This window comes from Paenibacillus sp. FSL K6-1230 (assembly GCF_038002385.1).
In the GTDB taxonomy this organism is placed as follows: domain Bacteria; phylum Bacillota; class Bacilli; order Paenibacillales; family Paenibacillaceae; genus Paenibacillus; species Paenibacillus massiliensis.
Genome location: NZ_JBBOCK010000001.1, coordinates 5,503,274 through 5,526,792, shown reverse-complemented (window position 1 = coordinate 5,526,792; position 23,519 = coordinate 5,503,274). Strand labels below are relative to the sequence as shown.

14 protein-coding genes, 13 tRNA genes and 4 rRNA genes are annotated in these 23,519 nt (G+C 48.0%); 27 read left to right on the top strand and 4 right to left on the bottom strand.

Features of this window, described 5'->3' with window-relative positions:
• The first annotated feature begins 81 nt into the window (after positions 1-81).
• Positions 82-519: a 50S ribosomal protein L13 gene (gene rplM / locus MKX74_RS24505; RefSeq protein ID WP_341180083.1), complete on the top strand. Its 438-nt coding sequence runs from the start codon at positions 82-84 to the stop codon at positions 517-519.
• Positions 520-538: 19 nt separating this feature from the next.
• The gene (gene rpsI / locus MKX74_RS24500; protein ID WP_018888251.1) at positions 539-931 is read left to right on the top strand and encodes a 30S ribosomal protein S9; all 393 of its coding nucleotides are present in this window, start codon (positions 539-541) and stop codon (positions 929-931) included.
• Positions 932-1,226: 295 nt separating this feature from the next.
• On the opposite strand, the gene MKX74_RS24495 is transcribed toward rpsI, so the two are convergent.
• Entirely contained in the window at positions 1,227-3,185 is a 1,959-nt protein-coding gene (locus MKX74_RS24495; RefSeq protein WP_341180082.1) for a copper amine oxidase N-terminal domain-containing protein, read from the bottom strand.
• Between the two features lie 336 nt (positions 3,186-3,521).
• Here MKX74_RS24495 and MKX74_RS24490 point away from each other — a divergent pair, with 336 nt between their 5' ends.
• Positions 3,522-3,824: a hypothetical protein gene (locus tag MKX74_RS24490; protein ID WP_341180081.1), complete on the top strand. Its 303-nt coding sequence runs from the start codon at positions 3,522-3,524 to the stop codon at positions 3,822-3,824.
• Between the two features lie 226 nt (positions 3,825-4,050).
• On the opposite strand, the gene MKX74_RS24485 is transcribed toward MKX74_RS24490, so the two are convergent.
• Positions 4,051-5,766: an NAD-dependent malic enzyme gene (locus MKX74_RS24485; protein WP_341180080.1), complete on the bottom strand. Its 1,716-nt coding sequence runs from the start codon at positions 5,764-5,766 to the stop codon at positions 4,051-4,053.
• A gap of 271 nt (positions 5,767-6,037) precedes the next feature.
• Here MKX74_RS24485 and MKX74_RS24480 point away from each other — a divergent pair, with 271 nt between their 5' ends.
• The 4 genes from MKX74_RS24480 to MKX74_RS24465 all read left to right on the top strand — a co-directional run bounded on the left by MKX74_RS24480 (position 6,038) and on the right by MKX74_RS24465 (position 10,183).
• On the top strand, positions 6,038-6,730 hold the full coding sequence (locus tag MKX74_RS24480; RefSeq protein ID WP_028591583.1) for a phosphoadenylyl-sulfate reductase: 693 nt from the start codon (positions 6,038-6,040) through the stop codon (positions 6,728-6,730).
• Between the two features lie 117 nt (positions 6,731-6,847).
• Positions 6,848-8,017 carry a sulfate adenylyltransferase gene (gene sat / locus MKX74_RS24475; RefSeq protein ID WP_341180079.1) on the top strand — a complete coding sequence of 390 codons (1,170 nt, stop codon included), beginning with the start codon at positions 6,848-6,850 and terminating at the stop codon, positions 8,015-8,017.
• A 227-nt stretch (positions 8,018-8,244) separates the two neighbouring features.
• Positions 8,245-9,006, top strand: coding sequence for an N-acetylmuramoyl-L-alanine amidase CwlD (gene cwlD / locus MKX74_RS24470; protein WP_028591581.1), 762 nt, complete (start codon positions 8,245-8,247; stop codon positions 9,004-9,006).
• Positions 9,007-9,079: 73 nt separating this feature from the next.
• On the top strand, positions 9,080-10,183 hold the full coding sequence (locus MKX74_RS24465) for a P-loop NTPase (RefSeq protein ID WP_341180652.1): 1,104 nt from the start codon (positions 9,080-9,082) through the stop codon (positions 10,181-10,183).
• A gap of 78 nt (positions 10,184-10,261) precedes the next feature.
• On the opposite strand, the gene gerD is transcribed toward MKX74_RS24465, so the two are convergent.
• Together gerD and pdaB are read right to left on the bottom strand one after the other, a co-directional pair.
• Positions 10,262-10,993, bottom strand: coding sequence for a spore germination lipoprotein GerD (gene gerD, locus MKX74_RS24460; RefSeq protein ID WP_018888318.1), 732 nt, complete (start codon positions 10,991-10,993; stop codon positions 10,262-10,264).
• A 176-nt stretch (positions 10,994-11,169) separates the two neighbouring features.
• Positions 11,170-11,958 carry a polysaccharide deacetylase family sporulation protein PdaB gene (gene pdaB / locus MKX74_RS24455; RefSeq protein ID WP_025679953.1) on the bottom strand — a complete coding sequence of 263 codons (789 nt, stop codon included), beginning with the start codon at positions 11,956-11,958 and terminating at the stop codon, positions 11,170-11,172.
• A gap of 101 nt (positions 11,959-12,059) precedes the next feature.
• On the opposite strand from pdaB, the gene MKX74_RS24450 reads away from it, so the two are divergent.
• The 20 genes from MKX74_RS24450 (at position 12,060) to ppc (ending at position 23,431) form a co-directional block, all read left to right on the top strand.
• Positions 12,060-12,674 carry a stage II sporulation protein M gene (locus tag MKX74_RS24450; protein WP_341180078.1) on the top strand — a complete coding sequence of 205 codons (615 nt, stop codon included), beginning with the start codon at positions 12,060-12,062 and terminating at the stop codon, positions 12,672-12,674.
• Between the two features lie 348 nt (positions 12,675-13,022).
• Entirely contained in the window at positions 13,023-13,247 is a 225-nt protein-coding gene (locus tag MKX74_RS24445; protein WP_018888315.1) for a hypothetical protein, read from the top strand.
• A gap of 360 nt (positions 13,248-13,607) precedes the next feature.
• Positions 13,608-15,159: ribosomal RNA gene (locus MKX74_RS24440) — 16S ribosomal RNA — on the top strand.
• A 166-nt stretch (positions 15,160-15,325) separates the two neighbouring features.
• A 5S ribosomal RNA gene (gene rrf / locus MKX74_RS24435) occupies positions 15,326-15,442 on the top strand.
• 41 nt (positions 15,443-15,483) lie between these two features.
• A tRNA-Ile gene (locus tag MKX74_RS24430) sits at positions 15,484-15,560 on the top strand.
• Between the two features lie 30 nt (positions 15,561-15,590).
• Positions 15,591-15,666: transfer RNA gene (locus tag MKX74_RS24425), tRNA-Ala, on the top strand.
• A 168-nt stretch (positions 15,667-15,834) separates the two neighbouring features.
• A 23S ribosomal RNA gene (locus MKX74_RS24420) occupies positions 15,835-18,757 on the top strand.
• 183 nt (positions 18,758-18,940) lie between these two features.
• Positions 18,941-19,057, top strand: a 5S ribosomal RNA gene (gene rrf / locus MKX74_RS24415).
• The 16S, 23S and 5S rRNA genes sit together here with 13 tRNA genes alongside, the layout of an rRNA operon.
• 9 nt (positions 19,058-19,066) lie before the next feature.
• Positions 19,067-19,142: transfer RNA gene (locus MKX74_RS24410), tRNA-Asn, on the top strand.
• Between the two features lies 1 nt (position 19,143).
• Positions 19,144-19,216: transfer RNA gene (locus MKX74_RS24405), tRNA-Thr, on the top strand.
• 5 nt (positions 19,217-19,221) lie between these two features.
• Positions 19,222-19,293 (top strand) — tRNA-Glu (locus MKX74_RS24400).
• Positions 19,294-19,365: 72 nt separating this feature from the next.
• Positions 19,366-19,441: transfer RNA gene (locus tag MKX74_RS24395), tRNA-Val, on the top strand.
• A 49-nt stretch (positions 19,442-19,490) separates the two neighbouring features.
• Positions 19,491-19,565 (top strand) — tRNA-Gln (locus MKX74_RS24390).
• Positions 19,566-19,581: 16 nt separating this feature from the next.
• A tRNA-Lys gene (locus tag MKX74_RS24385) sits at positions 19,582-19,657 on the top strand.
• A 13-nt stretch (positions 19,658-19,670) separates the two neighbouring features.
• Positions 19,671-19,751: transfer RNA gene (locus MKX74_RS24380), tRNA-Leu, on the top strand.
• Between the two features lie 8 nt (positions 19,752-19,759).
• A tRNA-Gly gene (locus MKX74_RS24375) sits at positions 19,760-19,834 on the top strand.
• A gap of 5 nt (positions 19,835-19,839) precedes the next feature.
• Positions 19,840-19,916: transfer RNA gene (locus MKX74_RS24370), tRNA-Arg, on the top strand.
• Between the two features lie 14 nt (positions 19,917-19,930).
• Positions 19,931-20,004 (top strand) — tRNA-Pro (locus MKX74_RS24365).
• Between the two features lie 10 nt (positions 20,005-20,014).
• Positions 20,015-20,085, top strand: a tRNA-Gly gene (locus tag MKX74_RS24360).
• Between the two features lie 553 nt (positions 20,086-20,638).
• Positions 20,639-23,431: a phosphoenolpyruvate carboxylase gene (ppc, locus tag MKX74_RS24355; protein WP_341180077.1), complete on the top strand. Its 2,793-nt coding sequence runs from the start codon at positions 20,639-20,641 to the stop codon at positions 23,429-23,431.
• Positions 23,432-23,519 lie beyond the last annotated feature (88 nt).

Sequence of the window (23,519 nt, the reverse complement as noted above, 5' to 3'; positions counted from 1 at the left end):
ATCCATCACAAATGCAATAACTTAATGAACGAAGATAAATGAATATTAATGATTGTAATGATCTGAGGGAGGAACATTTTCATGCGTACTACGTATATGGCTAAGCCAAGTGAAGTTGAGCGCAATTGGCATATCATTGATGCTGAAGGCAAAACTCTTGGTCGTCTGGCTAGTGAAGCTGCTGCATTGATCCGCGGTAAGCACAAGCCACAATTCACTCCACACGTTGACGGCGGTGATTTCGTTGTCGTTATCAATGCGGAGAAGATTGTACTGACTGGTAAGAAAATGGAGAACAAAAAATACTACCGTCACTCGCTGCACCCAGGTGGTCTGAAAGTGACTGTTGCTCAAGACATGGTGAAAAACAAACCTGAGCGTATGCTGGAACTGGCTGTTCATGGTATGCTTCCTAAGACTCGTATGGGCGAAAAAATGAAGCTGAGATTGAAAGCTTACAAAGGCACTGAGCATCCACATGCAGCACAAAAACCTGAAGTTTACGAACTTCGCGGATAATTAAAAGGAGGACAGTTTCATGGCACAAGTACAATACTATGGGACAGGTCGTCGTAAACATTCGGTAGCTCGTGTTCGTCTTGTACCGGGTGAAGGACGCATTGTCATTAACAAACGTGATATCAATGATTATTTCGGTGTAGAAACACTGAAGATGATCGTAAGACAACCACTGAACCTGACTGAAACAAATGGTAACTACGATGTTGTAGTTATCGCACATGGTGGTGGTATCTCTGGTCAAGCTGGAGCAATCCGTCACGGGATTTCCCGTGCCCTGCTCAAAGCAGATCCAGAATTCCGTCCAGCTCTGAAAAAAGCAGGATTCCTGACTCGTGACCCACGGATGAAAGAGCGTAAAAAATACGGTCTCAAAGCCGCTCGTCGCGCACCTCAGTTCTCCAAACGTTAATATTTCTTGCTATCAAGAATATGCAGCTCTTGGCCTTATGGCCAGGAGCTGTTTTTATTTAAGAGCTGTTTAAATAGAACATAGCTGACGTAGTGAATAATTTACTCGGTGAAGTTTTTGCTTTTGGGCTGCTTCCGATTATGAGAATTGGATTCGATCTGATGAACTATCTCTTGAACAAAGAAGGTGTGTATTTGTAGGGTACATGATTCTCTTCAACAAATAAAAGCCAACCAGTTGGTTGGCTTATAAGTAAAGCTACATTGCGTACGATCGAGCTAAAGCGAATTTATATTTAGAGTAAGATCTCCGTAATCTTTCCGCCCTCAAAGATCAGTGCTTTGAAGTAAAAGGATCGATCTCCATAGACCCATATTTCCACACCAGATTCCTTGCTTTTGACTGTAGGTCTTCCCCAGGCAAATTCAGCTTGTGTAGTATTCATCCCAAAGCTTACCTCGTTACGTTTGATACTGTTCCAGGTGGAGGTAGACCAGTTATATTTCTCATAAGGATTGTAGGTCAGGAATTGATCTGAGTCAGACAGCATGTCTGGTATACGTGAAGCGCCAATATCAGCTGGTGTTCTATACACTTGACCATTAGGCGTTTTGAATACAACACTGAAGGATTTCACTCCCATAGCGTCTGAGCTCACCTCAATATCCTGAATGGTCACCTTTTCAAATCGCTCTCCGGCATTGTAATAATTGTTCACCCAGTAGCTTTTGCCAATAAGATTCACCAGATTTCCGAGCGCGATGGACTTCTTGATCTTCCCGGTGGCAGAGGACTCTACAATTAACTTGGAGCCTGCGATGTCTAGTATAGCCTGCTGAAGCTTATTGTCCCATTGAGCTGTACCTTTCTTTAGATCCGTAAGGAGACTTGCAGGGAACACTGTCTGCCCATTAGCAGTCTGTATTGCCCCTTTAAGTGTGATGGTTTGTCCATTAAGTGATGCTGTAGTACTTCCCTTACGAAGTACAATGACATCCTTACCTAGTCGCACAGTGAACTTCTGTCCCTCAACCGCAACGGTGCCTCCTAATGTCTTGAATACAGGTTGTAGAGGCAGATATGCTTTGCCTTCTAGCATCGCTGCACCAGTCAATGGCTGAACGGTTGTCACGGATAGTGCTACAGCAGAGCTAAAGCCTCCAGTGCTAAGATTCACAGTTGAAGAGCCTATGCCACGTACCTTCAATGTACCTGGATCCTGAAGCGAAGCTACCTCAGTCTGATCGACGGTAATTTCTCCTGTATTGGGGTCTCGAACGAGCTGGTACCCATTCGAGTACATCTCCTTGACCTGTAGATGGATCGTATCACCGACAGCTGCATTCCTCTCGCTACTCATTAAGGACACACTGCTTAGAACAGGAATAGTTAGTGGCGTAGACACCCCATTTTGATATCCAATCCAGGAACCGTCCCGCAGCTGTACAAAGAGCTCATTTTTGGAATCGACGAGCTTTACTGCATTCGTAATTCCGCTCAGTTGGGTAGGCTTATAACGCTGCATACGGTCATAGCTCCATACGGAGCCGTCTTGATGAATGGTGAAGAGGGTATGAGTGCCTTTCTTCCAAATGATATAGCTGATGCCCTGTCCCACTTCAATCGGAGCCTCATCTGTCAAAAGATCAAGCATAACGACGCGCCCATTCGTCTGTAGTACAGCTGCATAGGCGCTGCTCATCTGGATATCAACAGCATGATCTACATGACCGACAATTCTAGGCTTGGAGCCAGTATAACCAGACGAGTACCATACATCGCCGGCATCCGTAATTGCTGTGAATTGTTCTTCACGTTTGTCGCCATCCACAATGTTTGATAGTCCATTCACAATTCGGCCACCTACGAGCACCGTCCCATCTTTTTTAACGGCAAATCCTTCTCCTGAGATCTCCTTAATGTTCGCCGATTGAGTGGGTACACTGGCTTGACCGGTTGCGGTGTTCCAGGACACCGAGTGCCCGTCCGTGGTCCAACCATAATGACTGGAGCCCTTCCCCGCAGTGATGCCGATAAGGTCCAAGTGTTCTAATACAGGTCCATCGACACTGGAAGTCCACAATGAACCATCCTCAAGCAAATAATTGTTGCGATCAATGACATCTGATATTTTGGCGCTCTTCCATGAATCATTCACAGCAGATTGAGCTACCACCGCTGAATAGCTAGCCGTAGGTAAATATGTCGCTACTAAAAGTGATGCTGCCAAAGCCGTTGTTACAATCTTCTTCATAAGTGCTCCCCTTTATGTGAATACATCTGATTCTTTTGACCTGAATCCAAGGTCTTATTATTATTCTGGAGGCGCCCTTATTTTTCCTTCAATGGATGAGCATTGTGTCAGACCAAGCCAGAGTTAGCCATTAAGCATAAGATGAAGGAGACAGAGCGATGGGGAGAACTCACTCAGACTAAGAAGGCTGAGATTAGGTAATCGATTAGGTACTTGAGACAGAGTAGATATTGAGTTAGAGGGGAATTGAGATAGGGAGAAAATCTGAGCTTGAGCATGGGATGGTTGCAAAGGGCAAGGGCATATAGATCGACATATGAAAAAGGGGGTGAGATCATGCAGCGAGGGACGAATTGGCGGAGAAAGCTATCCAGCCGTAAGTTCTGGGCATTGCTAGCTGGCTTGGTTACTTCCATTCTATCGGCTCTAGGCTACTCGGAGAGTATTGCGATTCGGGTGACGGGTATTATAACAGCAGCCGGTGCAGTTATTGCTTATATTCTCGCCGAGGCATATATAGATGGCAAGCATGTTGAATCGCAGTATATGAGAAAGGAAGACCATCAGATTCAGCAGGAAGGACACCCATCCCCTGATTCAGCGTCGAATGCTCCGCCTTCTGACACGGGAACCCAGTGACTGGATTAAGTTCAAGTATGAAAATCGGACATATGCAATTTATCATTTGACACCATGCCCGTAGAGCGGTCTCTCAGAATGCCAATAAGCAACAGATCTTCCCGAGGGACAATCTGTTGCTTATTGGTGTTGTGTCGTTGCTATGAGGATTCCATCAATATCATGGACAACAAGAGGATGCTGGTGTGCTTATAGATAGATGTCAGTACCGTTGTTGTATCTTCATTTAGTAGCTCATCACAGGCTCGGATGCGTGAATAGGTCTATATTGTGGCTCCCATACGAGACTTCGGATAGCTGTAGCAAGATCCTCAGGCTGCTCCCGAGCTACATGATCCTCGATAGCCGCCTGAGCTACTGCTATGGCAACCTGGAAGGATACCTTCTTTAGCTCCTCAATGCTAGGCAGTAGAGATGCACCCTGACGGTCTAGACGAGTGCTTTTGGCTACGGCATCTGCAGCTGCTGTGAACATGTTGGGTGTAATCATGGATGCTCGAACTGCAATTGCGCCCAAGCCTAGACCTGGAAAGACAAAGGCGTTATTGGACTGTCCAATTTCGTATGTAATTCCCTCGAAGGATACGGGCTCAAAGGGACTACCTGTCGCTACAAGTGCCTTACCATTAGTCCAGCGGATGAGATCCTCAGGCATGGCTTCAGCAAGAGTAGTAGGGTTGGACATCGGCATAATGACGGGACGTTCCACGTGACAGGCCATCTCCTTGATAATTTCTTCTGTGAAGGCTCCGCTTACGCCACTTGTTCCGATTAGGATCGTCGGCTTCACCTGACGGATTACCTCAAGTAAGCTGATTGCACCATTCAAGTCCCGCTGCCAGTGCATTGTCTCTTCTGCTTGACGTACATAAGGCTGTTGGAATTCCAGGATGTCCTCCATACCTTCTGTTAAAAGACCGCGATAGTCGATGGCCCAGAATCGTGCGGAGGCTTCTTCTTTTGTAAGTCCATCTCGTACCATGGCATCACGGATTTGATCAGCATTCCCAATTCCCGCTGCCCCCGGACCAAATACGACCACACGTTGATCGCGCAGTGAGCTACCGTTTATCTTCAGGGCGGAAATAATTGCGGCCAGCGTTACAGCTCCAGTACCTTGAATGTCATCATTGAAGGTCAGGATCTGTTCGCCATAGCGGTTAATAATGTTGCGTGCATTTACATTGCCAAGATCCTCCCAATGCAGCAGAGCTTTAGGAAATTGTCTTAGAGCATGTTGGACAAACAGATCAATGAACTCTTCATATTGCTCTCCACGAATGCGGTAATGACGATTGCCTATGTATAAGGGATCTTCCAGCAGCTTTTCATTATTAGTACCTACGTCCAGTACGACTGGAAGCACTCGGGCCGGATTAATGCCAGCCGCTGCCGTGTATACAGCGAGCTTACCAATCGCAATATTGATACCGCCTACTCCCCAGTCACCAATGCCGAGAATACTTTCCGAATCCGTAACGACAATAAGGTCTACATCCTCCTGTGTGAGACCGGTATTCGCAAAGGCTTGCTGAATGCCTTCCGGATCATCAATGGAGAGATATATACCACCTGGGCGATGATATTCATGACTGTATTCCTGTATAGCCTGGCCTACGGTCGGGGTATAGACTACAGGCAGCATTTCACTCAAATGATCCGAGAGCAGTCTATAGTAAAGCACTACATTTCGATTGTACAGGTCATTAAGGGATGCATTGCGGCGAAGCATGGTTGGCTGGGCGAGGAATTGCTCATAGGCTCTCTCCACCTGTTCCTCCAGCGTTAATACGGTTGGGGGTAAAATGCCGTTCAATCCCAGCCTTTGGCGCTCCTCGTAGGTAAAAGCCACCCCTTTGTTGAGGAGCGGATTCGCCAGTACATCCTTTCCTTTTAGTGAAGTACATAAAGACCCGTCTTCTCGAATATAAAATGCTTCCATTTCCTAAATACCTTCTTTCTCATTTTTCATTACATTTTTTTGCTAAGCTGCGCAGAATACACGCCTCTCTTATCTTACGGGCAGGGGACGTGTGGGTCCAATTAAATTTCTTTGACTTTATGATAAAAGAAAAGGCAATCCAACTCGTGGGGCAAACTGCTGCAAACGCGTTGACTTTTTACCAAAAAGAATTATACTTAACTTAATAATTCATATTTGATTAGTAGGTATTGTGTAGCAGCCTAAAATGAATGAAGGAGCTATGTGAATCATGAACCTATTGGAAAAGGAACGCTTGATTGAAGTGAAAGCCGTGGAGCTGGAGCATGCATCACCAGAGGATATTATTCGGTATGCTGTGGAGACCTTCCCGAACATTACATTTGCTTGCAGCTTTGGGGCAGAGGATGTTGTATTGGTTGATATGCTTCAGAAGATAAGCCCATCCACAGACATTTTCTATCTGGATACCGATTTTCATTTTCAGGAGACCTATGATACGCGTGATCGACTGGCAGACCATTACAACATTGACTTTGTAAAGGTAGCGCCGCAGATCACACCGGAGGAGCAGGCGCAGCAGCATGGTGAAGAGCTGTGGAAGTCAGACCCCAACGCATGCTGCAACATTCGCAAGGTAGAGCCACTTACTAGAATCCTATCGCAGTATGAGGCCTGGATTACGGGGATTCGCAGAGATCAGGCGCCTACACGTGCCAATGCCAAAAAAATCGAATATGATCAAAAATTCGGACTTGTAAAATTCAACCCGATTGCTCACTGGACTTCAGAGGATGTATGGCAGTACATCAGAGACAACGGAATTATCTATAATCCGCTGCATGACCGCAATTATCCAAGCATTGGTTGTGAATATTGCACCAGACAGGTGGCTGCAGGAGAAGACCCGCGTGCAGGTCGTTGGTCTGGTAATGATAAGACAGAATGCGGACTTCATAAATAAGCTCTTATAAATCAATACAGCTCATTAGCCGGAATACGAATAGACGCATCATTTTATCACCTAGCAAGAAAGGCATTCATTTATCTTATAGTAACCACTATCGTAAGGAGTGAGAAAATGTCTGGCTTAGCACCGCACGGCGGCACCTTGATCAATCGTATCGTGGAAGGAGAGGAACGTACTTCTCTTTTACAGATCGCTTCTGGCTTGGAGAGCATTCGTATCAATACGTGGGCAATTTCGGATTTAGATCTCATTGGGGTTGGGGCATTTTCTCCATTGACAGGGTTTATGGATGAGAGAGACTATTTGTCCGTTGTGTCGACCATGCGTCTGCATGATGGCACCGTCTGGAGTATCCCGATTACATTATCAGTAGATGAGGACACAGCTAGTAGTCTTACTGTCGGGGAGAAGGCAGCTCTGATCGGAGCAGAGGATGACGTAGTCTATGGTGTTATTGAGATTACAAGTCTGTATCGTCCGGATCGTGGAGAAGAGGCGGTCAAAGTATTCAAGACGGATGACCCTGCGCATCCTGGTGTGCAGAAGTTGCTGGAGCGTCCACCTGTGAATGTAGGCGGTCATATTCAGGTATTAAATCGTCCTCAGCCGAAGCGGTTCGCCGAGTTCTATTTCGATCCGGCTCAGACGCGCGAGCATTTTGCCAAGCAGGGATGGAAGACAGTCGTAGGATTTCAGACGCGTAATCCGGTCCACAGAGCTCATGAGTATATCCAGAAGAGCGCCATGGAGATTGTCGATGCGTTGTTCCTGAATCCACTTGTTGGTGAGACGAAGTCTGATGATGTTCCGGCAGATGTTCGCATGAAGAGCTATCTGACGCTACTGGAACATTATTATCCTTCGGATCGTACATTTCTGGGGGTATTTCCAGCTGCGATGCGTTATGCGGGGCCAAGAGAAGCTATATTTCATGCAATGGTCCGCAAAAATTATGGCTGCACGCATTTCATTGTTGGTCGTGACCATGCTGGGGTGGGTGATTATTATGGTACCTATGAGGCTCAGGAGATATTCCGTAACTTTACCGCTGAGGAGCTTGGAATAACTCCGCTGTTTTTTGAGCATAGCTTTTTCTGCACGACTTGCGGCAACATGGCGTCCAGCAAGACTTGTCCACATGGCAAGGAATCCCATCTCACGTTATCGGGTACCAAGGTGAGGGGATTACTACGTGAAGGGAAATGCCCTCCGCCGGAGTTCACGCGACCTGAAGTCGCACAAATACTGATTGAGGGGATGTCCGAGCAGGTTCATTCCTAATGGATCGTTAACCATTTCTAATAACCTTCAATCAATCCTGAAAAGTTCTAATTGAGCGCCTTGTCCCATATAGATTATAAGAGTCTGTATGGGAACGGAGGCGTTTTTTTGACGATTCTAGAATGTGTGAATTCTCAGCGGGGCTGAGCCATTCTACAATCACAAGAAAAACCTTCCTTGAACCCGGTCTATCTTCCTGGAAAGTACGCCGATAGGAGGTTTCTTGTATGTCTAAGCATCGTCATCGCACCACCATGATGTGGATACGTTATAGCACGGTCAAGAGGATAGGGGTCTTATTAGGGCTAGGGGTACTCCTGGTCACCCTTGTGCTATATGAGAATCCTGTATCGCGAACCTGGAATTCATGGGGATTGCCACTATCGGGAAAAGTCATTGTACTGGATGCTGGTCATGGCGGGCCAGATGGTGGTGCAGTAAGTAAGGGGGGGGTCATCGAAAAGGATCTTAATCTCGCCATTGCTCTCTATCTACGTGATTATTTACAGCAGGCGGGAGCTATGGTAATCCTGACACGGGAACGGGATCATGATCTGGCTTCCCCCGATACACGGGGCTATGCCAGACGCAAGACGGAGGATCTCAAGCAGCGAGTCCGAATGATCGAGGAACAGAGTCCGGATTTGTTCGTCAGCATTCACATGAATAGTATGCCTTCCAGTCGTTGGAGTGGTGCTCAGACCTTTTACTACCCTAATCATGCAGATAATGCGACAGTTGCTGAATTGATTCAGGATGAGATCAGACGCAGCATGGAGAATACGGACCGGGTGGCCAAGACTGTGAATACGGTGTATTTGCTACAGAAGCTGCAGGTGCCCTCGGCACTGGTGGAAATCGGCTTCTTGTCCAATCCTGCCGAAGCAAGACTGCTGGCAGATGAAGCCTATCAGCGCAAGGTGTCAGCTGCTCTCTATAAAGGCATTCTCCGCTACATGTCTGGCGAAAAGCTGAATCCTTCGTCATAGGCTAGGAGATAATGGTATAATGGAAGCTCAGTACGACATACATACCATTCTATGAAGCAGAGGTGCTTTCATGATGCAATCTAAAGAAGAGATTCTGCAGAAGCTGGAGCCAATAGTTGAACCCCGAACTGGCAAGAGCTTAACAAGCCTGGATTTTGTACGTGATATTGTCGTAAGAGAAGATCGAATTTCACTGACCGTGGTGCTGATGGATGCGACAGAGGAAGAGAAAGAAGGCCTTCTTCAGGAGATTCAAGGGCATTTGAACGAAACGGAGAACCTTCATATCCATGTTCGGTTCCGCGAGGCCTCGGAGCATGAGCGTTCTACAATTGGCGAATCCACAGTAGCTGACCCAGCAGAAGACCCTGTTCTAACGAAGGGACACGCTGCGGGGATGGAAGGACATGAGCTGCTGGATGAGGCATCAGGGGTGGAATTTATCGCGATTGCCAGTGGAAAAGGTGGTGTCGGCAAGTCTACCGTAACGGTTAACCTTGCGGTTGCTCTTGCTCGCGCAGGTAAGCGTGTTGGTGTTATAGATGCGGACATTTATGGATTTAGCGTGCCAGACATGATGGGGATCGAGACGTATCCTGAGGTTGTAGATGGTGTTATTCATCCTGTCGAGCGCTTTGGTGTCAAGGTCATGTCTATGGGATTCTTCGTACGTGAGAATAATCCGGTAGTATGGCGTGGGCCTATGCTGGGCAGAATGCTGAGACAGTTCTTTAGCGATGTGGCCTGGGGCGAGCTAGACTATCTACTGCTTGATTTGCCACCGGGAACAGGAGATGTAGCACTAGATGTACACCAGATGATTCCACACAGCAAAGAGATTATCGTCACCACACCTCATGCAACAGCAGCCTTTGTAGCAGCAAGGGCCGGAGCCATGGCTATTCAGACATCGCACGAGATTCTTGGTGTAGTCGAGAATATGTCTTATTACATCGCATCCAATGGGGAGAAGGACTATGTGTTTGGAAAGGGGGGCGGGGCTATGCTTGCAGACACTGTGCATGCACCACTTCTGGCACAGATTCCATTGGGTGCCCCGGATAATCATCCTTCAGAGCCTGATTTTTCCCCGTCGGTGTACAAGCCTGATACCGTTCAGGGAGAAATATACGATGAGATGGTACGCGGACTTTTGGCACGTAAGGTGAATTCGTAGGTTGGTGGGCATACTACGGAAATATTAATGTGAAAAAGCTGGCCGAGGCCAGCTTTTTTTGGAAATGTAGCTGTTTGTTTACTGAGAAGCGCCGCCTTGTTGACCTTGACCTTTTTCTTCTTCGCCGGACTTGGATTCGCCCTTTTTTTCTTCCTTCGGTTCGAGTTCTTCTTTGACAGCTGTCTTGAGCAGGCTCAGTACTTCCAAGCGGAACAATGGATTTTGCATAGCCTCCTGCATAATGGACATGGTCTGCTTACGATATTCCGGTGATTTAGTCATCTCCAAGAGCATTTGTGAGACCTCTGGTGACTTGAACATGTCTTCCATGGACTTCTGATAAGCTGGATCCTTGATAAGCTCCATGTGTAGCTTCTTATTCTGAGCGGTGATGACCTTGGCAAATTCGCCAGCGAATTTCGGATCTGTCATGATCTTCTCGAATTCCTTCTGGTAAGCAGGAGACGTGAGCGTATCCTTTACAGCCATACGAATGTCATCATTCGTTCTTGAGGGCAAAAGCATCTTCATACTCATGCCGCCACCGGAGGATTTCTCTTTGCCTTCTCCGCCTTCTTCGTTCTCACTGCCACCACCACTAGAGGAACTTTCAGAGCTGGATTGGCCAGTAAGAGCCTCTTCTACGGCTTTTTTGCCATCGTCACTTTTAAGAATGTCAATGACCATGGACTTCGTTTCCTTATAGCTGCTCTGAGGAGGAGAGGAATAATTTTGATCAGATCCGCAACCGCTCAGGATGATGCCGAGTACAAGCATTAAGCTGAACCAACGATAATCCGGCCTTTTCATGCTGTAGCCTCCTTGTCTTTACTGTGGGTAGTATGCGACGAACAAGGCGGAATTATAATCAACACAAATAAGAGCCAACATTTGTTAGCTCCAATATAGATCCATTTGTTTTTGCTTGATGCCTTTTGCTCAATGCTTTCTGTTTATTTGTTGTTCTGATGCTATTACAGAATCATTTAGGGATTCGTATAAGTTGCGGCCTGGTCACGAACTTCCTTGCCTTGGGCTGTGCCTTGCTGCAGTAGCTCGGATACAGAGACGAACTCATAGCCCTGCTCTCGTAGCTTATCTATAATCACTGGCAATGCTTCATGCGTCTGGGTCACAGAATCACTCGCATGCAGTAGGACAATATCGCCTGGATGAGCTTTACTTACAACCCGATCAATAATGGCCTGAGTCCCTGGATTCTTCCAATCCAATGAGTCAGTATCCCATTGAATGGCGGTATAGCCAAGATCGGATGTAATTTGTAGCACGCGTTTGTCAAAATCTCCATTAGGCATGCGAATTAATTTAGGTTCTTTCCCTGTTAATTCGGTTAACATAGTATGAGCAGTAGTGATTTGTTTGCGGATGTCCTCGTCACTCAGGCTAGTGTAGTTCTCGTGCTTATGACCATGGCTGCCGATTTCAAAGCCACTGTCCTTGATTTCATTTACAAGCTCGGGATGGGTCTTGCCCCAGGGGGAGGAAAGGAAGAATGTCGCCTTTTGTACATTCTTGTCCTTGAGTACCTGTAGAATAGGCGCTGCTCGCTTCTCACCCCAACTGATGTCGAAGGTCAGTGCAATAACCTTTTTGTCGCTTGGTACGCTATACACAGCTGAGGGTGCCTCTTCAGAGAAGACGCTGATGTCACTGGTCTCCACATAAATAATGCCTAGCGCAAATATTGCTGCAGCTATTGCTATAAGACTTCGTTTAATGGTCTTGCCGCTAATTACATAAAAAAACGAATTCATGATCGATTCCCCTTTCCCGCAATGCTTGTTCAGCTTGTTTACTTATCCCTATTTCAGCAACAAGTAAAATATGACTTCACCAGAATATAGGAGGACAGACAATGGGGTTGAAAAAATTTCTGGGTATCTTGCGCTCCATGAGCGCCTTGATTTGGATTACTACAATCATTTTTGGTCTCAGTATGGCTGCAGGTTGGTTCAGCACGGGGGCTATACAGTCCCTGCTAGTGAATCAACTGGATCAGCTTGGAGAGGTGGCTCAAGGGCTGCAGCAATCGGATAATGCACAGCTCAGCTTCTTTATCTTTATATTTTTGAATAATGCAATTAAATGCGTACTTGTTATTTTTCTCGGGGCGGCCTTTGGCATCTTTCCATTATTGTTTATTACGATTAACGGAATGGTTATCGGTTTTCTTGTACATATGGTGGCGTCCAGTGGAACAGTCAGTTTATATGACCTTATCGTCAAAGGCTTATTGCCACATGGCATCATCGAACTACCGGTACTTGTCATTGCCTGTGCGTATGGCCTGAGATTCGGGGGGATGGTATGGTCATCCATTACAGGGGCGATCAGCGGGGAGCGAAGTACGAGAAGGGACTGGCCCACATTTATGCGTGAGACAGGGAATATGTCCTTGTGGGTGGTCGTTCTGCTGTTCATAGCAGCAGTCATTGAGAGTACAGTAACTTACAGCCTGCTAGGGGGATAAGGGTTGTGCCAAAGGTAAGGTAGATTGCCGGAATCGGTTACTGCTGATCATCTTTGAGCTGCCTGGACAAGCCTATCAAAGGATATGAATAACCTTCATGCTCTGAGTCTCAACTTCGCTAGATTTGTTTAATGAATGTATAAAGCATGGGACAACGATACAGAATGAACTAGTGCATGCAACAACGAGTTAACATAGGCATTCCATACATGCGGTAGCTTGCTCTACTCAATTCATCTGTTGAAGGCGCTAGTCTGAGACAGGTGGATTACTCCTTGGTTATGGCTTGGGGCGTGTGTGGGATGAGTCTTGCCTTAATACTACTATTTGCTAAGGGGTCTGGTTCTGATGATGGGTATGCTTTTCAATGAAAAAGAGTGCAAGGAACTGGATTATGTACTCCGACGTGAGTTAGACGAAATGCTGATGGAGATGGGGGACAAAAGGCTTGATCAGGATATTCGCAATGCCATTGCTCTGCGGTATAAAACGGTATTTCGTATGTATGCGCGTTTTGCGCCACCCAAGCAATTGTCCAAGTATGCTCGCAAAATGAAGCTCCCTTATTCATGAAATTCAAATATGTATTGACTTTATAAGTCTTAACGTGATAAATTAAATTTCGCTCGTTTCGAAGAGCAGGACTTAAGAAAAAACGTTGATTAAATAAAACGCGAAAAAAAGTCTTGTCAAATGAAATTGAGTGTGATATATTATAAAAGTCGCCGCTGAGATGCGGTGGTAACGCAAGAAAAGAAACAAATGAATGAAGTTGATCTTTGAAAACTGAACAACGAGTGAGCGGATTTTGTGAAGCAAAATCCAACGCGAAGGTTTTTGGTACATGTCTTTGACTGTATGGAAACTGGAGCAAACTAATGAGATATTAAATCTCGTCAGATTCAAAATGAGCTATCGCTCTTTTCAATAACTTTATTGGAGAGTTTGATCCTGGCTCAGGACGAACGCTGGCGGCGTGCCTAATACATGCAAGTCGAGCGGACTGATGAAGAAGCTTGCTTCTTCTGAGGTTAGCGGCGGACGGGTGAGTAACACGTAGGCAACCTGCCCTTTGGACTGGGATAACTACCGGAAACGGTAGCTAATACCAGATAATTCACTTCTTCGCATGGAGGAGTGAGGAAAGACGGAGCAATCTGTCACCGGAGGATGGGCCTGCGGCGCATTAGCTAGTTGGAGAGGTAACGGCTCCCCAAGGCGACGATGCGTAGCCGACCTGAGAGGGTGATCGGCCACACTGGGACTGAGACACGGCCCAGACTCCTACGGGAGGCAGCAGTAGGGAATCTTCCGCAATGGGCGAAAGCCTGACGGAGCAACGCCGCGTGAGTGATGAAGGTTTTCGGATCGTAAAGCTCTGTTGCCAAGGAAGAACGTCCTTAAGAGTAACTGCTTAAGGAGTGACGGTACTTGAGAAGAAAGCCCCGGCTAACTACGTGCCAGCAGCCGCGGTAATACGTAGGGGGCAAGCGTTGTCCGGAATTATTGGGCGTAAAGCGCGCGCAGGCGGTCATTTAAGTCTGGTGTTTAAGCCCGGGGCTCAACCCCGGATCGCACGGGAAACTGGATGACTTGAGTGCAGAAGAGGAGAGTGGAATTCCACGTGTAGCGGTGAAATGCGTAGAGATGTGGAGGAACACCAGTGGCGAAGGCGACTCTCTGGGCTGTAACTGACGCTGAGGCGCGAAAGCGTGGGGAGCAAACAGGATTAGATACCCTGGTAGTCCACGCCGTAAACGATGAGTGCTAGGTGTTAGGGGTTTCGATACCCTTGGTGCCGAAGTTAACACATTAAGCACTCCGCCTGGGGAGTACGGTCGCAAGACTGAAACTCAAAGGAATTGACGGGGACCCGCACAAGCAGTGGAGTATGTGGTTTAATTCGAAGCAACGCGAAGAACCTTACCAGGTCTTGACATCTGAATGACCGGATCAGAGATGATCCTTTCCTTCGGGACATTCAAGACAGGTGGTGCATGGTTGTCGTCAGCTCGTGTCGTGAGATGTTGGGTTAAGTCCCGCAACGAGCGCAACCCTTGACCTTAGTTGCCAGCACCTCGGGTGGGCACTCTAGGGTGACTGCCGGTGACAAACCGGAGGAAGGTGGGGATGACGTCAAATCATCATGCCCCTTATGACCTGGGCTACACACGTACTACAATGGCTGGTACAACGGGAAGCGAAGCCGCGAGGTGGAGCCAATCCTAAAAAGCCAGTCTCAGTTCGGATTGCAGGCTGCAACTCGCCTGCATGAAGTCGGAATTGCTAGTAATCGCGGATCAGCATGCCGCGGTGAATACGTTCCCGGGTCTTGTACACACCGCCCGTCACACCACGAGAGTTTACAACACCCGAAGTCGGTGGGGTAACCGCAAGGAGCCAGCCGCCGAAGGTGGGGTAGATGATTGGGGTGAAGTCGTAACAAGGTAGCCGTATCGGAAGGTGCGGCTGGATCACCTCCTTTCTATGGAGAATCGCTTCCTGCAACGGAAGCATTCAAATCAGATCGATGTTCCATCGATCCTAAGAAGAGGAATTCGGTACTGCGCTTAGCGCGTATGAAATCCTCTTCGCAGCTCACTCGTTGCTCAGTTTTGAGAGTTCAACTCTCACAAAAGCATAGCAAGACGTTTGGTGGCGATAGCGGAGGGGTTCCACACGTACCCATCCCGAACACGACCGTTAAGTCCTCCAGCGCCGATGGTACTTGGACCGAAGGGTCCTGGGAGAGTAGGACGTTGCCAAGCGCACAACCCGGGAAGGGTAACACCTTTTCGGGATTTGTTATGGGCCCTTAGCTCAGCTGGTTAGAGCGCACCCCTGATAAGGGTGAGGTCGGTGGTTCGAGTCCACTAGGGCCCACCATAAATGAATACGTAATAAAGAACCAGATATGGGGCTATAGCTCAGCTGGGAGAGCGCCTGCCTTGCACGCAGGAGGTCAGGGGTTCGATCCCCCTTGGCTCCACCAAAAAAAGTTCTTTTACGAACAAAGAAGCTGTGTTACAATCACAGCATTGCACCTTGAAAACTGGATACCGAAACGAAAACATTGCGTTTTAGAACATCTTTTAGCTGAACTTGTGTAAGCAAGTGAAAGTTATTAGTGAACTGATATTTTGCCTGTGGCAAGAATCATGGTTAAGCTAATAAGAGCACACGGAGGATGCCTAGGCGCCAGGAGCCGACGAAGGACGTGGCGAACGACGAAATGCCTCGGGGAGCTGTAAGCAAGCTTCGATCCGGGGATGTCCGAATGGGGAAACCCGGCTACTGTAACAGGTAGTCACTCTTTGGTGAATACATAGCCAAAGGAGAGGCAGACCAGGGGAACTGAAACATCTAAGTACCCTGAGGAAGAGAAAACAATAGTGATTCCGTCAGTAGCGGCGAGCGAACGCGGATTAGCCCAAACCAGGAAGCTTGCTTCCTGGGGTTGTGGGACGTCTCACACGGAGTTACAAAGGTGTACCCTAGATGAAGAGGTCTGGAAAGGCCCGCGATAGAGGTAAAAGCCCTGTAATCGAAATGGTGCACCCTCCGAGACGGATCCCGAGTAGTGCGGGGCACGTGAAACCCCGTATGAATCCGGCAGGACCATCTGCCAAGGCTAAATACTCCCTGGCGACCGATAGTGAAGCAGTACCGTGAGGGAAAGGTGAAAAGCACCCCGGAAGGGGAGTGAAATAGAACCTGAAACCGTGTGCTTACAAGAAGTCAGAGCCCGATCTATGGGTGATGGCGTGCCTTTTGTAGAATGAACCGGCGAGTTACGTTCCCGTGCAAGGTTAAGGTGAAGAGCCGGAGCCGCAGCGAAAGCGAGTCTGAATAGGGCGAGTTAGTACGTGGACGTAGACCCGAAACCGGGTGATCTACCCCTGTCCAGGGTGAAGGTGCGGTAACACGCACTGGAGGCCCGAACCCACGCACGTTGAAAAGTGCGGGGATGAGGTGGGGGTAGCGGAGAAATTCCAATCGAACCCGGAGATAGCTGGTTCTCCCCGAAATAGCTTTAGGGCTAGCCTCGGAAAAGAGAGTCGTGGAGGTAGAGCACTGATTGGGTGCGGGGCCCGCAAGGGTTACCAAGCTCAGTCAAACTCCGAATGCCATAGACTTAGTTCCGGGAGTCAGACAGTGAGTGCTAAGATCCATTGTCAAAAGGGAAACAGCCCAGACCATCAGCTAAGGTCCCCAAGTGTGTGTTAAGTGGGAAAGGATGTGGAGTTGCACAGACAACCAGGATGTTGGCTTAGAAGCAGCCACCATTGAAAGAGTGCGTAATAGCTCACTGGTCGAGTGACTCTGCGCCGAAAATGTAACGGGGCTAAACACACCACCGAAGCTATGGCTTGATGCTTGCATCAGGGGTAGGGGAGCGTTGTATGCAGGTTGAAGGTGTACCGTAAGGAGCGCTGGACAGCATACAAGTGAGAATGCCGGTATGAGTAACGAAAAGATCAGTGAGAATCTGATCCGCCGAAAGCCTAAGGGTTCCTGAGGAAGGCTCGTCCGCTCAGGGTAAGTCGGGACCTAAGGCGAGGCCGAAAGGCGTAGTCGAAGGACAACAGGTCGAAATTCCTGTACCACCGTAAACCGTTATGAACGATGGGGGGACGCAGGAGGGTAGTGACGCGGACTGATGGATGTCCGTCCAAGCAGTGAGGCTGATGTGTAGGCAAATCCGCACATCGTAAGGCTGGGCTGTGATGGGGAGTGAAAATTACAGTAGCGAAGGTCATGATCTCACACTGCCAAGAAAAGCCTCTAGTCAGGTGAAGGTGCCCGTACCGCAAACCGACACAGGTAGGCGAGAAGAGAATTCTAAGGCGCGCGGAAGAACTCTCGTTAAGGAACTCGGCAAAATGACCCCGTAACTTCGGGAGAAGGGGTGCCTCGGTAGGGTGAATAGCCCGAGGGGGCCGCAGTGAAAAGGCCCAAGCGACTGTTTAGCAAAAACACAGGTCTGTGCGAAGCCGCAAGGCGAAGTATACGGGCTGACGCCTGCCCGGTGCTGGAAGGTTAAGGGGAGTGGTTAGCCGCAAGGCGAAGCTATGAACCGAAGCCCCAGTAAACGGCGGCCGTAACTATAACGGTCCTAAGGTAGCGAAATTCCTTGTCAGGTAAATTCTGACCCGCACGAATGGCGTAACGACTTGGGCGCTGTCTCAACGAGAGATCCGGTGAAATTTTAATACCTGTGAAGATGCAGGTTACCCGCGACAAGACGGAAAGACCCCATGGAGCTTTACTGCAGCTTGATATTGAATTTGGGTACGATCTGTACAGGATAGGTGGGAGCCGTTGAAGCAGGAGCGCAAGCTTCTGTGGAGGCGTCCTTGGGATACCACCCTGATCGTATCTAGGTTCTAACCTGGTACCGTAATCCGGTGCGGGGACAGTGTCAGGTGGGCAGTTTGACTGGGGCGGTCGCCTCCTAAAGAGTAACGGAGGCGCCCCAAGGTTCCCTCAGAATGGTTGGAAATCATTCGAAGAGTGCAAAGGCAGAAGGGAGCTTGACTGCGAGACCTACAAGTCGAGCAGGGACGAAAGTCGGGCTTAGTGATCCGGTGGTACCGCATGGAAGGGCCATCGCTCAACGGATAAAAGCTACCCTGGGGATAACAGGCTTATCTCCCCCAAGAGTCCACATCGACGGGGAGGTTTGGCACCTCGATGTCGGCTCATCGCATCCTGGGGCTGAAGTAGGTCCCAAGGGTTGGGCTGTTCGCCCATTAAAGCGGTACGCGAGCTGGGTTCAGAACGTCGTGAGACAGTTCGGTCCCTATCTGTCGTGGGCGTAGGAAATTTGAGAGGAGCTGTCCTTAGTACGAGAGGACCGGGATGGACGTACCGCTGGTGTACCAGTTGTTCCGCCAGGAGCACCGCTGGGTAGCTATGTACGGACGGGATAAGCGCTGAAAGCATCTAAGCGTGAAGCCCCCCTCAAGATGAGATTTCCCAATTAGTAAGACCCCTTGAAGACGACGAGGTAGATAGGCTGGGGGTGGAAGTGCAGTAATGCATGGAGCTGACCAGTACTAATCGGTCGAGGGCTTATCCTAAAGTAAGATGTAATGATTCGTTTCGGTTCCAGTTTTCAGGGTGTAACACCTTGAATCATATGCTGCAACATTCATACACACAAATGTGTTGTACCGAATGTCTTGCATGCCGTGTTAGTCACACGGCAGAGGAATGATATTTTCTCACAGCGATTTCAAGAAGCGAAGCTTCGAAAAATCACGTTTGGTGGCGATAGCGGAGGGGTTCCACACGTACCCATCCCGAACACGACCGTTAAGCCCTCCAGCGCCGATGGTACTTGGACCGAAGGGTCCTGGGAGAGTAGGACGCCGCCAAGCAATCCTTATTCCCTGATAGCTCAGTTGGTAGAGCACTCGACTGTTAATCGAGTTGTCACAGGTTCGAGTCCTGTTCGGGGAGCCATGCTCTCATAGCTCAGTAGGTAGAGTGCATCCATGGTAAGGATGAGGTCACCGGTTCGATCCCGGTTGAGAGCTTTTGAGGCCCGTTGGTCAAGGGGTTAAGACACCTCCCTTTCACGGAGGTAACAGGGGTTCGAATCCCCTACGGGTCATAAGGCTATTATATAGCCGTTTGAAAGTTTGCTGGAATAGAAATGTTCTTGTTTTCAAAGAACATGCTCTTTGGAGGCTTAGCTCAGCTGGGAGAGCATCTGCCTTACAAGCAGAGGGTCGGGGGTTCGATCCCCTCAGCCTCCACCATTCTTAATTTTGGGATTAAGTTCGCAAAATTTGTGTATGATATTCCTATAGGGGATTAGCCAAGCGGTAAGGCAACGGACTTTGACTCCGTCATGCATAGGTTCGAATCCTATATCCCCTGCCATTTACTCTCTTAATGAGAGCCATTAGCTCAGTTGGTAGAGCACCTGACTTTTAATCAGGGTGTCGAAGGTTCGAGTCCTTCATGGCTCACCATAATGTATCATATGCGCGTGTGGCGGAATTGGCAGACGCACTAGACTTAGGATCTAGCGTCTTTGACGTGGGGGTTCAAGTCCCTCCACGCGCATAGGTTTTGCGGACGTGGCTCAGCGGTAGAGCATCGCCTTGCCAAGGCGAGGGTCGCGGGTTCGATTCCCGTCGTCCGCTCCAAATAAGTCCCCTTAGCTCAGCTGGATAGAGCGTTTGACTACGAATCAAAAGGTCGGGAGTTCGAATCTCTCAGGGGACGCCATATTTATTCAATATCGGGACGTAGCTCAGCTTGGTAGAGCACCTGGTTTGGGACCAGGGGGTCGCATGTTCAAATCGTGTCGTCCCGATCTTATATGTGCGGGTGTAGTTCAATGGTAGAACTCCAGCCTTCCAAGCTGGTAGCGTGGGTTCGATTCCCATCACCCGCTTTTATAATGTAACAGTTGAGCCTATAGGCTCTTTTTTTATTATCTATTTTTAATATTTATAATGACGTGGAATCACGAGTAACATGTGCAAGCAATTTTTATTATGATATGTTGGGTGCTATTGGAGCTTCTCGTGAATTTAATCTGTACATATGACTCATCCTACCCATGTCTCTTCCTGTTGTTATTGCTAACTGATGTGACCATCACTTCGCCCCTTGCCCTTGCAACTATTCATTGAATCCTTCCTCTACTAGGGAATATTTGCTTGTATTTCAGTCACACTGATCTTAACAAATAGATGCCCCAACCCATATTTCACACTATTACTGTAATAAGGTATTGATTTATTGTGCTAAAGAGTGCTACACTCAGTGTCATACTTTGGACAAATTCGAGGAGATGTAGAAAAATCACATTTTTACAAAAAAAGTAAGGCTTATTTATGAATTTTTCTAGCTTAAAATTGAAGCTTTTCAGGTGCTTTTATTGTATGATGTTAAGAAAGTGTCAATTTCGTACTTATGGAAGCGGATGAGATGGGAGGAAAAGCATGACTGAGCTTACGTTAACCGCAAACAAAAATCAATCGAACAATTCATTGCGGCGAGACGTTCGTTTTTTAGGAAACATTCTCGGAGAGGTACTAGTACACCAAGGCGGCAATGAGCTGCTGGAGACCGTAGAGAAGATCAGAGAAACGAGCAAATCCTTGCGTGCGGAATTTCTACCTGAGTTATTCCAGGATTTTAAAGCCATGATCAGTAATCTGGAGCCTGATACTCGGCATCAGATCATTCGTGCGTTTGCTATTTATTTTCAATTGGTGAATATTGCAGAACAAAACCATCGCATCCGTAGAAAAAGGGACTATGAGCGCTCTGTTGGTGAAGAGCCGCAGCCAGGCTCTATCGAGAGCTCTGTGCGAGAGCTTCAAGAGAATGGCTTCACTGCCCAGGATGTGCGTGACATGCTGGAGGAGCTCTCCCTAGAGCTGGTAATGACCGCTCATCCGACAGAAGCCATGCGGAGAGCAATTCTGGATATTCATAAGCGAATATCCGAGGATGTCATGCTGCTCGATAATCCTACATTGACATTCAGAGAACGCGAGCAGACACGGGAAAACCTATTAAATGAGGTTAGTACACTGTGGCAGACGGATGAGCTTCGAGATCGCAAGCCAACTGTACTGGATGAAGTGCGTAATGGAATGTACTTTTTCCATGAGACTCTGTTCCATGTTCTACCTGATGTATATCAGGAGCTGGAGCGGTGTCTTAAGAAATACTATCCAGAATCGCAATGGCACATTCCGACTTATCTTCGTTTTGGTTCATGGATTGGTGGAGACCGGGATGGCAATCCATCCGTAACGGCTGACGTTACCTGGAATACCCTGCGTATGCACCGTAAGCTGGCAGTTCGGGAATACCAGCGGATCTTGGTTGACCTAATGGGCTATCTTAGCTTCAGTACCAGCATTGTAACTGTCTCCGATGAGCTTATCACCTCCATCGAGGAGGATCGCAATAATGTTACGCTCAAACGTTTGGAAATTTGGCACAATGAGAAAGAGCCTTATCGCATTAAGCTGGCGTATATGATTGCCAAAGTTAACAACGTAATGGACGAAAGCAAGCGGGGAACATCTGAGGCATACAACAGTGCTGAGGAGCTTATTGCTGATCTGAAGATTATCGACTCCAGTCTGCGGCATCATTTTGCTGACTATGTAGCCGATACTTATGTACAGAAGATGATCAGACAAGTGGAGCTGTTCGGCTTCCACACGGCAACCCTGGATATCCGGCAGCATAGCCAAGAGCATGAGAATGCTATGACGGAGATTTTGGCGAAAATGAACATCGCTCCAAATTACGGTCAGCTGACAGAGGACGAGAAGATTGATCTGCTGGAACGACTCATGAACGATCCTCGCCCAATCACTTCTCCGTACTTGAATTATAGTGATGCAACAGAAGAGTGTCTCAATGTATATAGAACAATTAATAAGGCTCAGAAGGAATATGGTCAGCAATGCATTACCAGTTATCTAATCAGTATGAGCCAAGGGGCAAGTGATATTCTGGAGGTTATGGTACTGGCGAAGGAAGCGGGACTTTTCCGTAAGGAAAAGGATGGTTCCGTCGTGTGTACACTGCAATCGGTACCTTTGTTCGAGACGATTGAGGATCTACATGCAGCGCCAGCGATTATGCGTAAAGTACTTGGACTACCGGTATATCGTGAGTCCGTAGCTGCGATGCATGATCTCCAGGAAATCATGCTCGGCTACTCTGACAGTAACAAGGATGGCGGAGCAGTAACTGCCAACTATGAGCTACGTGTAGCGATGAATGAGATTACCAACGTAGGTAATGAATTCGGTGTGAAGCTCAAATTCTTCCATGGACGTGGAGGGGCGCTAGGACGTGGCGGCATGCCTCTGAACCGCAGTATTTTGGCTCAGCCACCACACACAATCGGTGGAGGTATCAAGATTACAGAACAGGGTGAGGTGTTATCCTCCCGTTACTCCTTGAAAGGTATTGCTTATCGGAGTCTGGAGCAGGCGACATCAGCATTGCTGACAGCCTCGATGTATCGCCGTACTGGCAAAGAGGAGCATTTGGAGGAGCGCTGGGAGGAAATCGTTAAGCATATTTCGGAAGTGTCCTTACACAAATATCAAGACTTGATCTTCCGTGATCCTGACTTCTTCACCTTCTTCAAAGAGTCTACACCATTGCCTGAGGTTGGTGAGCTGAACATTGGTTCTCGTCCTTCCAAGCGTAAGAACAGTGACCGCTTCGAGGACTTGCGAGCAATCCCATGGGTATTCGCTTGGACCCAAAGCCGCTACTTGCTCCCAGCTTGGTATGCTGCTGGAACAGGATTGCAGAGCTTCTATCAGGATAAGGAAGAAAATATGGCTGTCCTGCAGCAGATGTATCAGGACTTCCCATTCTTCCGCACATTGATTGATACACTGCAAATGGCAATTGCCAAAGCAGATCTGATCATTGCAAAGGAATATGCAGGAATGGCGCAGAATGAGGAAGCCAGCCAGCGCATTTACGGCTTGATTGAGGAGGAGTTCAAGCTCACCTCATCTCTGATTCTTAAAATCACAGGCCAACAGGAAATTCTGGACAATGTACCTGTGATACAGGAGTCCATTCGTTTACGTAATCCGTATGTTGATCCACTAAGCTATCTGCAGGTACAGCTTCTCAGCGAGCTGCGTAGCCTTCGTGATCAGAATGAAGACGATGCAGAATTGCTGCGCGAGGTACTGCTTACCATCAACGGAATTGCTGCTGGATTAAGAAATACAGGCTGATGCCAAGAACTATTCGAATCGGGCGCCGCAAGGCTCCCGGTTTTGTTTTGTGCATACTGCATTTTTTTGAGCTTTTGAAGAGGAAAAT